Below are 13,678 nucleotides of genomic sequence, written 5' to 3'. Positions count from 1 at the left end.
TACAACGAAAAGCGGATCAAAATGTCTCTTGGTTATCTCAGCCCCATCGAGTACCGTGAAAGTTTGGGGTTAGTGACATAAATAAGTCCAAGAAATTATCCGCATCCTCAGTGGGTCAGTTTTAAATGCAAATCAACACAGATAGCTCTTCGATGCCGAAATTCGCTAATCGCTGATTAAGTTTATCGGTAAACTGACTAGACCATTTCTCCAAGTGAGACGTTTGTTTATCGCGAAATTTTTTCCGCTGGCTGCGGCTCTTTGTCGGTTGCTCCCATGCGGCGGGTTCGTCGTCTGTCCCAGCCAAATCTGCCCAGTGAATGGACAGGTCAATATCTTCCGAGAAGCGGTCAATAACGTGCCAACACTTGCTTAGCGCCGTCCCGCCTTTAAACGCTACGGCATAATCGCCAAGCAGATTTTCATTGTAGAGAAGGCGGAGAATCTCTGTCACCCAAAGGTCTTTTTCAAGAAAGAAGTCAGGCAGGCCAGCAGGATGTTGCTGGGCGCCGAGCGTTAATAGCTGCTTTAACTCTTCCCGCTTTTCTGGGGTTCGATAAAACTCGAAAATATGCATCAGGTTTTTAGTTCTAGCTGCTCAAGCTTGCTTTGCCATGCATTGAGCTGCGGCAAAGCCGTGAGTTTTTTGACTACGGCTTTTGTCTCGGCTGGCGTTAGCGAAAGCCGTTCAACAGCCTTTCTTAGGTTCGATACTTCGATAGACTCCGGCGGTGTAACCAGTAAGCCTCGCAGTAAGGTGCCTTCCGGGGCGTTTTCCCAGCGCAGCTTTTGCTTGGTGATATGGCGCACCTCAACTACTTGGTTGCCAATCCGAAATTCCCTTGAGGGGCCATTACTCCAAAACACCTTTTTCATGGGGGCCTGTGTCTGAAAACCCAAACGGTAGGCGGCCTCTTGCCCCTGGCTTACCAGCTTGTAGCCATTCTCCTTGGCCCAGACTTTGGCAACCTGCTCCGCACTGGTTGTGGTTTTAATCGAAGGCATACTGGGCAAGGGCTTGGGGCGGACATAAAAGCCCTTGGATACCCGCTCAACCACACCCTCCTGTGCCAAGCGGCTGATCGCTTTTTGAACAGATGTGCGATTGCCCAGAGAATAAAACCCTGTAATAGAGAACGGGATGCCACGCTTCATGTGGTTTATCCTCGAGGCGACCTTCATTGCCACAGACATTTCTAAATAAATCCTGACATAAGATTACTATGTGGTTTTATTTTAGCTCACAAATAGTAAGGCTTTCTATATTATTTATGTCAGGATTATTGTCTAATGATGGCTAATATAATGTGGCTTCTTGGCTAAATTTATGAATAAAAACAATAACGAAGCGGGCGTGCAAAAACTGGAATTTAAGGTTTCGGAATTGCTTTCTCAGTTAACACTGCCTGAAAAAATCTCCCTGTGCGCGGGTGCCAGCCTGTTTAAAACGCGGGGTGTGCCGAGATTGGGAATTGGCAAAATGAAGCTCAGTGATGGGCCGCGCGGCGTGGCGTTTCATTCCGTGCTGCGTCGCTGTACCGCTTTTCCTTCTGGCATTGCGCAAGCGGCTACCTGGAACCCTGAGTTGATGCAGCAATTGGGTGTGGCGCTGGCCGATGAATGTCGTTCGATCGGCGGTCGGGTGATTTTGGGGCCTGCGATTAATATTACCCGCACGCCCTTAAACGGTCGTACCTTTGAATATCTCAGTGAAGATCCCTATTTGAATGCCCGCCTTGCGGTGCCAATGATTCAGGGAATTCAGTCTCGTGGTGTGGCCGCCTGCGCCAAGCATTTTGCAGCCAATAATCAGGAAAAAGACCGGATACGGATTACCGCCAAAGTGTCTGAGCGCGCACTAGAGGAAATCTATTACCCGGCCTTCAAAGCCGCCGTAGAGCAGGCCGATGTGTGGTCGGTTATGGCGGCCTATAACGGCGTGAATGAGGCCTCCTGTTGTGACAATGCGGAATTGTTGACCAAAAAATTGCGCAAAGATTATCGCTTTCAGGGCTTTGTGGTCAGTGATTGGTTTGCCGTGCGTCGAACTCAGAGTCCGGAAAGTTGTGTGAAGGCTGGATTGAATTTAGAGATGCCCGGCTGGGGCTCGAAGTATTCCAAGCGAAATCTGCACAAGGCTTTTGAGGAAGGTAAATTTACCGAGTCGGAATTAGACAATGTGGTCGCGCCCTTACTGCGGGTAATGCTGCTAACCGGGCATATCGATTCAGATTGTCGGGCTGTGCCCGAGCATAAAGGCGCAAGAAATACGGCGGAGCATCAGGCGCTGGCGTTGACGATTGCAGAGCAAAGTATTGTCTTACTCAAAAACGAACACCAGCTTTTACCTCTTAAGTCAGAACTGATAAAGAAAATTGCCGTGCTGGGGCCACATGCTAATCGCCGCCATTGTTACCCGCTTTGGGGCGGCAGCGCCGGGGTGTGGTCGCCCTATGAGGTTACTCCGCTGAAAGGCTTGAAGGCAGAAAATCGAGGCCGTTTTGAGTTTGTGGCAAAAGCTGAAGACGCGGATGCCGCGTTGGTTTTTGTCGGTCTAACACACCGTCCCGGCGTGGATTCAGAAGGGGTGGATCGAGCCGATTTATCTCTGACAGAAAAGCATCGGCGATTGATTGAAGAAACGGTAACAAAGAATCCCAATACCGTTGTGGTGCTTATCAATGGATCGCCGGTAGAAATGCCTTGGTTAGACAAGGTGCCTGCGGTACTTGAGTGTTGGTATGGCGGTATGGAAAGCGGTCGCGCCATTGCTAATGTGCTTTATGGCGAGGTCAATCCCTCGGGGAAATTGCCGGTCAGCTTTCCGCAAAAACTGGAAGATAGCCCCGCCCATCGCTCGGCTAGAACCTATCCCGGTGATACGCAAACCGTGCATTACGATGAGGACTTGCTGGTGGGGTATCGCCACTTTGATCGCGCCGAGATTGAACCTTTATTTCCCTTTGGGCACGGCCTGTCCTACAGCCGCTTTGCTTATGGCGAAGGACAATTAAACAAGGCCCAGTTGAGTAGTGAAGATACACTAGAGCTGTCATTTACACTGACCAATATCGGCGAGCGGGAGGGGGCCGAGGTCGTGCAGCTTTATATCGCCCGCGAAGCCGCCGAGGCGGACCGACCTCCGCAAGTCTTGAAAGCGTTCCGGCGTATTGTCCTCCAGCCGGGCGAAAGCCAGCAGGTAACTTTCACTTTGCCGGTGTCCGAGCTGGCAGAATTCTGCGAAACCCGACGCGCTTGGGTGCTTCCCCCCGGAAACTACACGACGCGATTGGGAAGTTCCTCCCGTGATATTAGGCAAATTTTATCTTTTTGTTATCACTAACGCTTCTTAGTTTGTTGGTTCAAAACCCCAATTTAAAATCCAATTGATACGTCGTTTGATCCGGATAGGGTGTCTTGGTGTAATTGCCGGGAATCAGTGGCTGATCCAATATCAATAGTGAATCCTGTTCCTTGGTCAGATTGCGGGCCTGCAAATTCACAGACCAGCTATCATCCGCAGAGCGCACGCCGAGTCCGGCATCAATTCGGGTGATTTCTTCTTGCAGCGTGTTGATATCAATATCCGAATCCTGATAACGCTCGCCGGTGTAGCTCACATTTAATCGAATACTGCCGAGCACATCTGGGCTGCCCAGAATGGGAAAGTTAAAGCTGGGCGAGAGCGAGCCAGACCAGCGCGGTGCGTAGGGCAGGGGTTTGCCGCTTAAATCTTGGGTGGGGTCTTGAGTGGACGTAAAAAGCGGCGGGCCTTCTTTAAAGTCGTCGTACTTGGCTTCTAAGTAAGCCAAGCTGCCAGCCAAGCTCAGGCCATCTAGCGGCGGCAACCAGAAGAAGTCCATCTCTGCGCCTCGGCTGGAGGATTTGGGTGCATTGAAGGTGGTTAGGGTAACGCCGGAAAAAGTGCGAATCTGCAAATTATCAACATCACTACTGAACACCGCCATATTCAAAACCAGTGCGCCACCAAGCAGGCGAGATTTCATTCCCGCTTCATAGGTGAGGGTTTCTTCGCCCTTGTAAGTTAGATGATCGTCATTCAGTGGTGCGGGGTCAAAACCACCGGCTTTAAAGCCCTTTGCGGCGTTGGCGTACACATTTACATCGGGTAGGAGTTCGTAATTGATGGCCAATTTGGGCGAGACATTGGTTTCTTTATTACGCAAATTCGGGTCGTTGAAGTTGCGTTGATTGAGTGAGCCGCCAGAGATGCTATTGCCCTCGGCTACCCTAGAGTAAGACGCGCCTTCTGACTCATCTTCACCGTAGCGAATACCCGCGGTGGCGGTCAGCCGGTCGGTGAGTATCCAGTTAAATTGCGAAAACACCGCGAAGGATTGGGTTGTTGATTGGGTTGCGGAAATATAGCGTTCGCGCTCAATGGCACCGGGAATCAGGTCGGGCAGGGTGAGTCCCGGCGTAATCAACAAGGGGTCTATCGGCAGTTGTATGTTTTGCACAATGGCACCTGCGCGAGCGAAGGCCAGCAGGCCGTTGAGACTAACATCAATGTCTTGAAACACATCATTCGTCGATTCTTGTGCAAATACGCCCACCACAAAATCCAGCCCATTTCCCCAATCAAATGGCGCGTCTAAACCGCCGTTCATACGCAGCTCAATGGATTTTGCTGTGTAGGGGTTGCCCTTGGGTGGTTGATTAAACGCCACTAAGGGCACCGGGGAATAGTCCACGTCTAATGCGTAGGGAATTAATACTTCAGACCAGGAGGCGATGGCAGTGAGTTCCGGGGCGTTAATGCCCAGTAGCGTTTCGGGCCGCCAGATAATGCTCAGTGATCCGGCGTTCACTTCGCGGTCTGAATAGGTGGGCGAATCTGTTGAGGTATTTTGGTCGAAGGCGTCAGCCTCGGTGCGCGGGTCGTATTCGCGGAAGACTCGCAGACTTCGGTCACTGGCGATAAATAGCGATTGGGTATAGCCCTTGGTGAGCGATTCGGCATACAGGCCAGAAAAATTAACGGTCAAACTATCGCTCAGCAAGGCCTGTAGCTTAAGGCGTATGGCGGTGTCTTTTTGGGTTTGTTGTTCGTCGCGGGTGCTGTTGTATTCCAGTGTGTCGGCATCGTTGTAACGAAAAGCTAAGCGTCCCAGTAAGCGATCGCCAATGAGTGGGCCGGAGATGGCACCCTCAAACCGGTCGGCTTCTACATCTTCGCTGCGGCTGTATTTAATAAAGCCTTCGGGTTCGGTGGTCGGATTTTTAGTATGGAAATTCAGCACGCCGCCCAAGGTGTTTTTGCCAAATAAGGTTCCCTGCGGCCCGCGCAGCACTTCCAACCGGTCAATATCAAATACCGCATCTTGGGCAAAGGTTGAGCGGCCATAGGGTACATCGTCGATCACCAAGCCAATAGAAGGTTCAAAGCCAACGCCTAGGGGCGGGGTGCCAAAGCCGCGAATAGTAATGCTGGTATACAGCGCCAGCGAGGCGTCAAAACTGACATTGGGGATGTAGCGGGTGATTTCGCCAACATCCGACATGCCGGCGTCATTGATAAAGTCAGCACTGACCACGGAGATGGAAAGTGGCACATCTTGCGCGCTTTCCGCTTTTTTATTAGCGGTGACAATGACTTCTTCAATAACCCGAGGTTCTGCATATAGCCATTGGGAATAACAGCCGGAAAACAATAATGCTACGAGGGCAAGGGTCTTTTTTACGGACAATGGGCGGTGCAATGCTTTTGAGTTTGGCACAGCTTTTTCCTTTTATTATTATGATTTGGACGAGCGGCTTTATGGTGCCGCTTCACTGTTCACGTTAGCATTACACCGCCCGAATTGCATGTGACAGGTATACGCTATTTGCGTATTAGCAGATTGCTCTCCCTAAAGATTGTGAAAACACTATGAATAAAGATCGACTAAGCCAATGGCAGCACGAACACACGTTTAATCAAGATATTAAAAAACCGGGTGAATCACGCACCATGATTGTTATTGCCGTTACCGCAGTGATGATGGTGGTCGAGATTGTGGCGGGTATCCGCTATGGCTCCATGGCGCTATTAGCGGATGGTCTGCATATGGCCTCCCATGCGGTGGCGCTAGGTATTAGCGGGTTTGCCTATGTGTATGCCCGCCGCCATGCCAATAATCGGCAGTTCAGTTTTGGTACCGGCAAGGTGAATGCGCTGGGTGGGTTTACCGGTGCGGTGTTACTGGCGCTGTTTGCACTGTATATGGCGATTGAAAGTTTTGTGCGCCTTGTTAATCCCACAGACATTGTTTTTAACTCTGCGATTTTTGTTGCCGTGCTGGGCCTGATAGTAAATGGCGTGAGTGTCTTTATTTTGGGTGGCGACCATCACCATGATCATCACGGCCACGATCACCATCACGAACATGACCACCATCATGAGCACGATCATCACCACGATCATGGGCATTCTCATGAGCATCATGACCACAATCTAAAATCCGCCTATTTGCATGTGATGGCAGATGCGCTGACCTCGCTGCTGGCCATTGTGGCACTGCTCTGTGCAAAGTATTTCGGCTGGGTGTGGATGGACCCGATTATGGGAATTGTGGGCGCTTTACTGGTAGCGCGTTGGTCTGTCGGATTATTGGGAACAACGGCTTCTGTACTGTTGGATAAGCAGGGTTCGCCAGAGCTGGAAAATCAGATTCGAGAGGCGATTGAGCGCGATGGAGATAGCCGGGTGACCGATCTACACTTGTGGTCAATTGGCCCCGGTATTCATTCAGTGCAGATCGCCTTGGTGGCGAATAAACCCGCTAGCCCCGATGCTTATAAGGCGCGTTTGCCCGGTTCTGCGGGCTTGGTGCATATCGCGGTAGAGATTCAGCGCTTTGATTATTGAGCCTACTAGGCCGTAATGACGCTGTATTTCGTTGATTTTGAAAATTAGTTAGGTAGCTCATTCTTGGTTTGGCATAATGCCAACTCTTATCAACAGGGGTGATTATGAATGGCGATCAAAAATAACAATTTAGTTACAAAAAAAAGGGTACGAAACCCAGAAGCAACAAGAGCCGCCATTCTTACTGCAGCTCGAACAGTGTTATCTGAAGATGGACCTGAAGGATTAAGTGTCTCCAGAGTTGCAAATCTTGCAGGGGTTAATCGCGGTACGGCTTACCAGCACTTTGCTACTCGTGATGATTTACTTCATGCTACCGCAGAGTGGGTTTCTGATCAGTTAATGGGGCAGGGTTTTCTGGCTTCTAAGCAGAGCTCTGATGGTACAGTAACTTTGCCATCTGATGGTCAATCTTTATTTGAAGCGGTTGAGCGAATGGTTAAATTCGCGATGGAAAACCCGGAGTTAGGGCGTATATGGTTATTTGATATGCTGTCATCCAAAAACAGTGGTGATCATTTCTTTTCGCATTACAAACAGAGTGTCGATGTTTTTGCTGAAAGCTCAGATTCTAAGGATGATATTGATTCGGAAGTTTTGGCAATGATTTTATTGTCTGGCATTTTTATGTGGCCTGTTTGGGCGAGCGCACAGGCAAAAAGTACCCGTGAGCGCAAAAAGATGGCTTCACGTTTCACTCGTGAGTTTTTGCGATTGAGTTTGCATGGCATTCTTAAGCCCCAAAAATATCCTAAGTTAGTGGCGATGTTGAGAGAGGGTGAGAGCTATTACTTCAAATAATCCCCGTTAGATGTTTTGTGGCAAAGGCGATCATCTCATCGTGAGCGTCGCCCACTTCGGAAAACATGCTTCCAAATAGAGGGAAAGCATGTGGCAGAGTTGACCATAAATGACATTCTGTAAGCACGCCAGCCGCATGGCAACGCTTAGCCATATACACAGTGTCATCGCGTAACACTTCATTATCACTAACAAAAAACTGCATCGGTGGCAGTCCTGTGCAATCCATATACAGTGGAGAAATTTCTGGGTTACTTGTGTCTTGTCCGCCCAGATAACTTTCGGCCAAACTGGCAAAAGCGCTTATTGGTAATAGTGGATCACTGTGGCGACGTTGAGCTCGTGAAGGTAGTCCATGAATGCGGCTCAATTCAGTGACGGGGGAAATGGGGATTACACAGCAAGGCATCTCCAGATTGCGTTTTGCAATTCGTTGTAGCAAGCCAAATACAAGGTTGCCACCAGCAGAGTCTCCTAAAAGAACGATGTTGTGAGGATTAATACCAAGCTTAAGAATGTCACTGTAAGCTTGTTCACAATCATCTAAGGCATCTCTGATTAATTCCGCCGATGAGCGATAATAGGTTCTTCGCTCCACGGCCCCGAGTAAAAACGATGAAACAACTCTCCCTGACAGATAGTTTTGAGAAGCACCGCAAGAAAACCCGTAAGGAACAGTTTCTCGAAGACATGGATCGCATCATTCCCTGGCAGGGATTGGTGGATGCCATCACGCCGTTTTACCCCAACCCGCAAGGTGCGGGGCGTCGCCCTATCGGCATTGAGAGAATGCTGCGCATCTACTTCTTGCAACACTGGTTCCAGCTCTCTGATCCCGCCGCTGAAGAAGCGATTTACGATTCCCGTGCTATGCGTCGCTTTGTCGGCATTGACCTGGGCAACGAGCCTGCACCGGACGAGACAACCATCTGCAAATTCCGCCACCTCATGGAAAAACGCAATCTGGGTGACCAGTTCTTCCACCTGGTTAACCAGTATTTGAAAGAGAATGGCCTGAAAGTGAATCGCGGCACCATTGTTGATGCCAGCATCATCAGTGCGCCCAGCTCGACCAAGAACAAGAAGAAGCAGCGCGATCCGGATATGCGTCAAACCAAGAAAGGCAACCAGTGGTACTTCGGAATGAAAGCCCATATTGGCGTGGATACGGAAACCAAGTTGATTCACTCGGTGGTGGCTACGGGCGCCAATGTTCACGACTCTGTCGTCATTGGCGATCTGTTGCATGGTGAGGAAGAGCATGTCTATGGCGACTCTGCCTACACTGGCAAGACGGCCGCCATCCATGCCGCTGCGCCTAATGCGATTGACCTGACAAACCGAAAGGGCAGTCGGCACAGGAAGCTGACAGAAGGTGAACGCCGCAGCAACCGCTACAAATCCAAAATCCGCGCTCGAGTGGAACATGCCTTTGGCGTCATGAAGGGCCAATTTGGCTTCCGGAAAGTCCGGTATAAGGGGCTGGCAAAGAATGCCCATTACCTGTTCACCACCTGTGCGTTAATCAATCTGGTTATGGCCAAAGAGCATTTATTGAAACAACGGGGTGCACTACAGGGATAGTGCGTCTGGAAATCGGGGCCAGGTGCGCTATACGCACCAATGTCCTTTAAAATCGCGCTAAATAGCGCAGATACAAGAGAAATGAGTGTCTGATTTTTGAAAATAGCTGTCGTCATACCGATTTGCTTCAATTAATCAGATGTTCCCTAAGCAGGCGGGAAATGGATTGGTTGGTGCAAGTCGATAGTCAGGAAGAAATCCATTGGCACCTAGAGCTCGGCAAAGTTTTCCTGCGGTATATAGATGAGCGTTTGGTGCAGCCGGTAGTATAAAAGCGCCGCCGTGAAGCCATAATAAAAAGGGTTTTTCCGTATCCAGTTCGCCAATAACATGACCAGGGGAGCGCCCGATAATTTCATAGGAAATTGAAACGCCTTTAACCTCAGGCCATTTCATTCCAGCAGTCATTACTTGAAAATTACCCATTCTTTTTAAGCTGGCCTGCATCATGTGTCCGAGATAACGTTTCCCTATCAGGCGCATAAGTAGCACGGTTAGTCGGCTTTTAAAACTGAGTCTTAAGTTTTTTTCTTGAATGTTTAAGGTTGAATTGGTTGTAGTCTGGGACATAATGATATTCAGTTAAGTAGTGAACGGGCTGTTTAAAAATTAGTTTGTCTGTAGATGCTGGGTTGCAAAATGTGCGATATCTTCAAGCGCAGTGAGTGCTTCAGGAAAAAGCCTTGAGAAGATTGGGAAATCGTGGGGTAGTTCTGGCCAAACTTGGCAAAGAGTATTTACCCCGGCACCTTCACATCGTTCTGCCAATGTCACAATATCATCCATCAGAATTTCATTGCTACTGGTAAGGAAAAAAAGTGGGGGTAGTCCCGAGCAGTCCATGTACAAAGGCGATAGCTCGGGATTGAAGCCGTCTTTTCCTCGGAAATACAACTCAGCTAACTGGGGCATTGCTGCCAATGGAAGTAATGGATCTTTATAACGCTTTAGATACAGGGAGGGTGTATTAGTTGCTCTGGCTAATTCTGCAACAGGCGAGATGGCCACCGCGCAGCTTGGTTGCTCCATTCCCTTGTTTCGTAGCCGTTGCATAAGTCCAAACATTAAATTTCCGCCAGCTGAATCTCCGATTAGTAAAATGTTTTTTGGATTGAATCCCTGCGTAATGACAGAAAAATAGGCTTCCATGCAGTCATCTAGGCCTGCAGGGAATGAGAATTCTGGCGCTAATCGGTAGTCAGGCATAAAGCCGCATGCGTCTAGTGATTTGCATAGTCGAGCAACGGTACGGTGATGAATGTCAGGGGCGGCAGGGAGCATAAAGGCACCTCCATGAAGCCAGAAGACGAGTGTTTTCTCCGGTGAGAATTTTCCGAAGCTGTGTCCGGGGACGGTGCCCATTTTGCGCTCGTTAATTGAAATTCCGGGGGTATACGGAATTCGAAATTTTCTAACTTTATGCTGTATGTATAGCATTTTTTCGGGCGTTAGATGGGCCATGCGGTAGAGTAATCGAGGAGCAATTCCTCTCATTACTTTTAGAATGCTACGACTACGAACGCTTAGCTTTACGTCCAAGTAATGAACACAGTTCGATGTGGCTGAGTGAAGGTGGGGCATATTTATGGGGCTCGTTATAGTTTCTTTTAGCCGTCAATTATTTTTACTATATTTGCGTTAGGATCGAAAGAGAACATTTCACTTATTCTATTGCCGATTTTTAAACTGGCAGGATCATGGCGCTGATATTAGACAAGTTTTTTAACTGACGTGCTATTCTCAACAATTAGAAAACAGAGTCGTAGGAAGACGTGCGTTTGAGTTTTAATAATAGTAATTAAGTGCTTCATTTTCTGGAATCAAGTAATGTTGTCTTTGAATAACCCCGATCTTTTTCGCCAACAGGCCTATGTTAACGGCCAGTGGATTGACGCGGAATCACCTACACGCAAGGCGGTAACGAATCCGGCCACAGGTGAGGTATTGGGCGATATTCCCTGCTTGAATGAAGCGGAAACACGGGCGGCAATCGAGGCTGCAGACACGGCATTTGCTTCGTGGAAAAAACGTACCGCCAAAGAGCGTTGTGGTTACTTACGTCGTTGGTTTGAATTGATTCAGCAAAATGCGGAAGACATTGCGCGCATTATGACCGCCGAACAAGGCAAGCCACTGGCAGAGGCTCGCGGTGAAGTGCAATACGCGGCCTCGTTTATTGAGTGGTTTTCTGAAGAGGGTAAACGCGCTTACGGCGATCTGATTCCCTCGCCAACCGGTGACAAGCGCCTGATGGTAATGAAAGAACCGGTGGGTGTTTGCGCTGCCATTACCCCCTGGAATTTCCCCGCCGCCATGATTACTCGCAAGGTGGCCCCGGCCTTGGCTGCCGGTTGTACCATCCTGGTTCGCCCAGCCGATGCCACACCGTTTACCGCACTGGCTTTGGCTGTGTTGGCTGAACAAGCGGGGATTCCTGCTGGTGTACTAAATATTCTTACCGGCAAGTCGCGGGTCATTGGCGCGGAACTGACGGCCAATCAAACCGTTCGCAAACTGTCGTTTACCGGCTCAACAGAAGTGGGCCGTCAATTGATGGCCCAGTGTTCTTCCAGCCTGAAAAAACTGTCGCTGGAATTGGGCGGCAATGCGCCGTTTATTGTTTTTGAAGATGCGGATATTGATGCGGCGGTTGAAGGTGCGATGATGTCCAAATTCCGCAACACCGGACAAACCTGTGTCTGCACCAACCGTCTGTATGTACACAATGCGGTTTACGAGGAATTCTCTCAGAAGTTAGCTCAAGCCGTGTCTGATATGCATGTTGGCAACGGTGCTGAAGAGGGCGTGAATCAAGGGCCGCTGATTGATGCGGGCGCAGTAAGCAAGGTCGAAGAACATATCGCCGATGCTTTGCAACACGGTGCTAGCCTGCTGGCCGGCGGTGAGCGTCATGCATTAGGCGGTAATTTCTTTAAGCCCACGGTGCTGGGCAATGTCACGCAAAAAATGCTGATTACCCGCGAAGAAACCTTTGGCCCGGTGGCGCCAATTGTGTGCTTCAGCAGTGATGAAGAAGTGATTCAACAGGCTAATGATACCGAGTTTGGTTTGGCGTCATACTTCTACAGCCGTGATATCAATCGTGTGTGGCGTGTTGCTGAAGCCTTGGAATACGGCATGGTCGGCGTCAACACCGGCATTATCTCCAACGAAGTGGCCCCCTTTGGTGGGGTGAAGCAATCCGGCTTTGGGCGTGAAGGCTCCAAGTACGGCATGGATGAGTATCAGACTTTAAAATACGTCTGCATGGGCGGGCTTTGAGGGATAAGCTGCTGCGCTATAAGGCGATAACACATGGAACTAGCTGAAAACCTACATAACATCGAGCAAATAAAGCAGCTCAAAGCGCGCTACTGCCGCCTGCTCGATGCCAAAGATTGGCTGGCATGGCGTGCATTGTTTGCCGATGATTTTGTCAGTGACACCAGCGGCTCCGGCGGAAAATGGATTGAAGGCGCGGATGCCTTTGTGGCTTACGTGCAATCTACCTTGGGTAAGCCTAGTCGAGTTACGGTGCATCAAATTCATGCCCCGGAAATCACGCTGCTTTCAGCTACCGAAGCGGAGGGCATTTGGGCGCTGGAAGATATTGTGCGCTTTTTTCCATTGTTGAATTTGCGTGGCTACGGGCATTACCACGAGCAATATGTGCAGGTGAATGGGGAGTGGAAAATTAAGCACTCCCGACTGAGCCGTTTAAAAATGGAATTATTTAATGGCTTATTTGCTATACCCCTTCCGGTGCGCCGCTAAGGGATTTTGGTAGTTGATTATGTGAACGACCCTGTTTCACAGTTACATCAATTGCCGATTTTTCCTGCGCTTGCTGTCGAGAGCGCTAGCCGCTCAAACCGCAGAATAGTTTGCTGTGCAAACTATTGTTTTGAGGGAATCCACCATGACCGCGACACCGTCTGAATGCCCGGTTCACAATAATATCGATCGCCGCAAAACTGCCAAAATCGCCGCCGAGCAAAATCATTGTGAGCCCGGTGCTCACCGTGTAAGTAACGCAGAAATTGCTCGCAAAATTATGTGCAGCAAACAGGCCATTCAAGCCGGCGCCGGTGCCGATATGCTGGAATATAAGAATCCCGAGCAGGCACCGGTATTCTTTTTAGACGGCAAAGACCACTTCAATAAGCGCCGTATGAGTCAGCGCTTCCTATCGCCACGCGCGGTAAATGATCAGCACTACAAGGTGATGGAAAATGTTACCGAGCGTTTGCTGAACGAGTTGAAGCAGAATAAAAGCGGCAAGCTGTGACCTTTCCCCCTATTTTAGAACCATGACCACGATGAGATTTCCAGTTAACCTAACGGGATGGAGATCTCAGCATGAAGAAGCGATACAGCGACGAACAAATCATTAAGGCCATCAAAGAGCATGAGGCCGGCGCC

Annotated in this window: 14 protein-coding genes; 8 read left to right on the top strand and 6 right to left on the bottom strand. The window is 49.4% G+C overall.

What is annotated here, in order from left to right; translation table 11 throughout:
- Nucleotides 1–81 (top strand): IS3 family transposase (locus IB286_RS15845; protein WP_398285165.1); only part of this gene is annotated, 81 nt, incomplete at its 5' end.
- 40 nt (nt 82–121) lie between these two features.
- Here IB286_RS15845 and IB286_RS14720 read toward each other — a convergent pair.
- Both IB286_RS14720 and IB286_RS14715 read right to left on the bottom strand, forming a co-directional pair.
- Nucleotides 122–577, bottom strand: a complete 456-nt coding sequence (locus IB286_RS14720) for a nucleotidyl transferase AbiEii/AbiGii toxin family protein (protein WP_190766873.1) — start codon at nt 575–577, stop codon at nt 122–124.
- The gene (locus IB286_RS14715) at nt 577–1,182 is read right to left on the bottom strand and encodes a DUF6088 family protein (RefSeq protein WP_223826444.1); all 606 of its coding nucleotides are present in this window, start codon (nt 1,180–1,182) and stop codon (nt 577–579) included. Before IB286_RS14715 ends, IB286_RS14720 begins: the two co-directional genes overlap by 1 nt.
- A 145-nt stretch (nt 1,183–1,327) precedes the next feature.
- On the opposite strand from IB286_RS14715, the gene IB286_RS14710 reads away from it, so the two are divergent.
- Nucleotides 1,328–3,343 carry a beta-glucosidase gene (locus IB286_RS14710; protein WP_190766869.1) on the top strand — a complete coding sequence of 672 codons (2,016 nt, stop codon included), beginning with the start codon at nt 1,328–1,330 and terminating at the stop codon, nt 3,341–3,343.
- A gap of 19 nt (nt 3,344–3,362) precedes the next feature.
- On the opposite strand, the gene IB286_RS14705 is transcribed toward IB286_RS14710, so the two are convergent.
- Nucleotides 3,363–5,741, bottom strand: coding sequence for a TonB-dependent receptor (locus IB286_RS14705; RefSeq protein WP_190766867.1), 2,379 nt, complete (start codon nt 5,739–5,741; stop codon nt 3,363–3,365).
- 152 nt (nt 5,742–5,893) lie between these two features.
- On the opposite strand from IB286_RS14705, the gene dmeF reads away from it, so the two are divergent.
- Nucleotides 5,894–6,871, top strand: coding sequence for a CDF family Co(II)/Ni(II) efflux transporter DmeF (gene dmeF / locus IB286_RS14700; protein WP_190766865.1), 978 nt, complete (start codon nt 5,894–5,896; stop codon nt 6,869–6,871).
- A 108-nt stretch (nt 6,872–6,979) separates the two neighbouring features.
- Nucleotides 6,980–7,672, top strand: coding sequence for a TetR/AcrR family transcriptional regulator (locus IB286_RS14695; protein WP_190766863.1), 693 nt, complete (start codon nt 6,980–6,982; stop codon nt 7,670–7,672).
- On the opposite strand, the gene IB286_RS14690 is transcribed toward IB286_RS14695, so the two are convergent.
- On the bottom strand, nt 7,665–8,270 hold the full coding sequence (locus IB286_RS14690; protein ID WP_190766861.1) for an alpha/beta hydrolase fold domain-containing protein: 606 nt from the start codon (nt 8,268–8,270) through the stop codon (nt 7,665–7,667). The two genes, IB286_RS14695 and IB286_RS14690, sit on opposite strands and share 8 nt — an antisense overlap.
- A 17-nt stretch (nt 8,271–8,287) precedes the next feature.
- On the opposite strand from IB286_RS14690, the gene IB286_RS14685 reads away from it, so the two are divergent.
- Nucleotides 8,288–9,256: an IS5 family transposase gene (locus IB286_RS14685; RefSeq protein ID WP_190766859.1), complete on the top strand. Its 969-nt coding sequence runs from the start codon at nt 8,288–8,290 to the stop codon at nt 9,254–9,256.
- Nucleotides 9,257–9,391: 135 nt separating this feature from the next.
- Here IB286_RS14685 and IB286_RS14680 read toward each other — a convergent pair whose 3' ends face one another.
- Both IB286_RS14680 and IB286_RS14675 read right to left on the bottom strand, forming a co-directional pair.
- On the bottom strand, nt 9,392–9,826 hold the full coding sequence (locus IB286_RS14680; protein WP_190766857.1) for an alpha/beta hydrolase: 435 nt from the start codon (nt 9,824–9,826) through the stop codon (nt 9,392–9,394).
- 39 nt (nt 9,827–9,865) lie between these two features.
- Nucleotides 9,866–10,618, bottom strand: a complete 753-nt coding sequence (locus tag IB286_RS14675) for an alpha/beta hydrolase (protein WP_190766855.1) — start codon at nt 10,616–10,618, stop codon at nt 9,866–9,868.
- Nucleotides 10,619–11,083: 465 nt separating this feature from the next.
- Here IB286_RS14675 and IB286_RS14670 point away from each other — a divergent pair, with 465 nt between their 5' ends.
- The 3 genes from IB286_RS14670 (at nt 11,084) to IB286_RS14660 (ending at nt 13,544) form a co-directional block, all read left to right on the top strand.
- Nucleotides 11,084–12,538, top strand: coding sequence for an NAD-dependent succinate-semialdehyde dehydrogenase (locus tag IB286_RS14670; protein ID WP_190766853.1), 1,455 nt, complete (start codon nt 11,084–11,086; stop codon nt 12,536–12,538).
- 33 nt (nt 12,539–12,571) lie between these two features.
- Complete coding sequence (locus IB286_RS14665) at nt 12,572–13,030, top strand: nuclear transport factor 2 family protein (protein ID WP_190766851.1); 459 nt, start codon at nt 12,572–12,574, stop codon at nt 13,028–13,030.
- Between the two features lie 145 nt (nt 13,031–13,175).
- Nucleotides 13,176–13,544, top strand: a complete 369-nt coding sequence (locus tag IB286_RS14660) for a hypothetical protein (RefSeq protein ID WP_190766849.1) — start codon at nt 13,176–13,178, stop codon at nt 13,542–13,544.
- Nucleotides 13,545–13,678: the final 134 nt, after the last annotated feature.

Source organism: Spongiibacter pelagi, assembly GCF_014705705.1.
Classification (GTDB): Bacteria; Pseudomonadota; Gammaproteobacteria; order Pseudomonadales; family Spongiibacteraceae; genus Spongiibacter; species Spongiibacter pelagi.
This window is presented reverse-complemented; position numbering and strand designations above follow the sequence as displayed.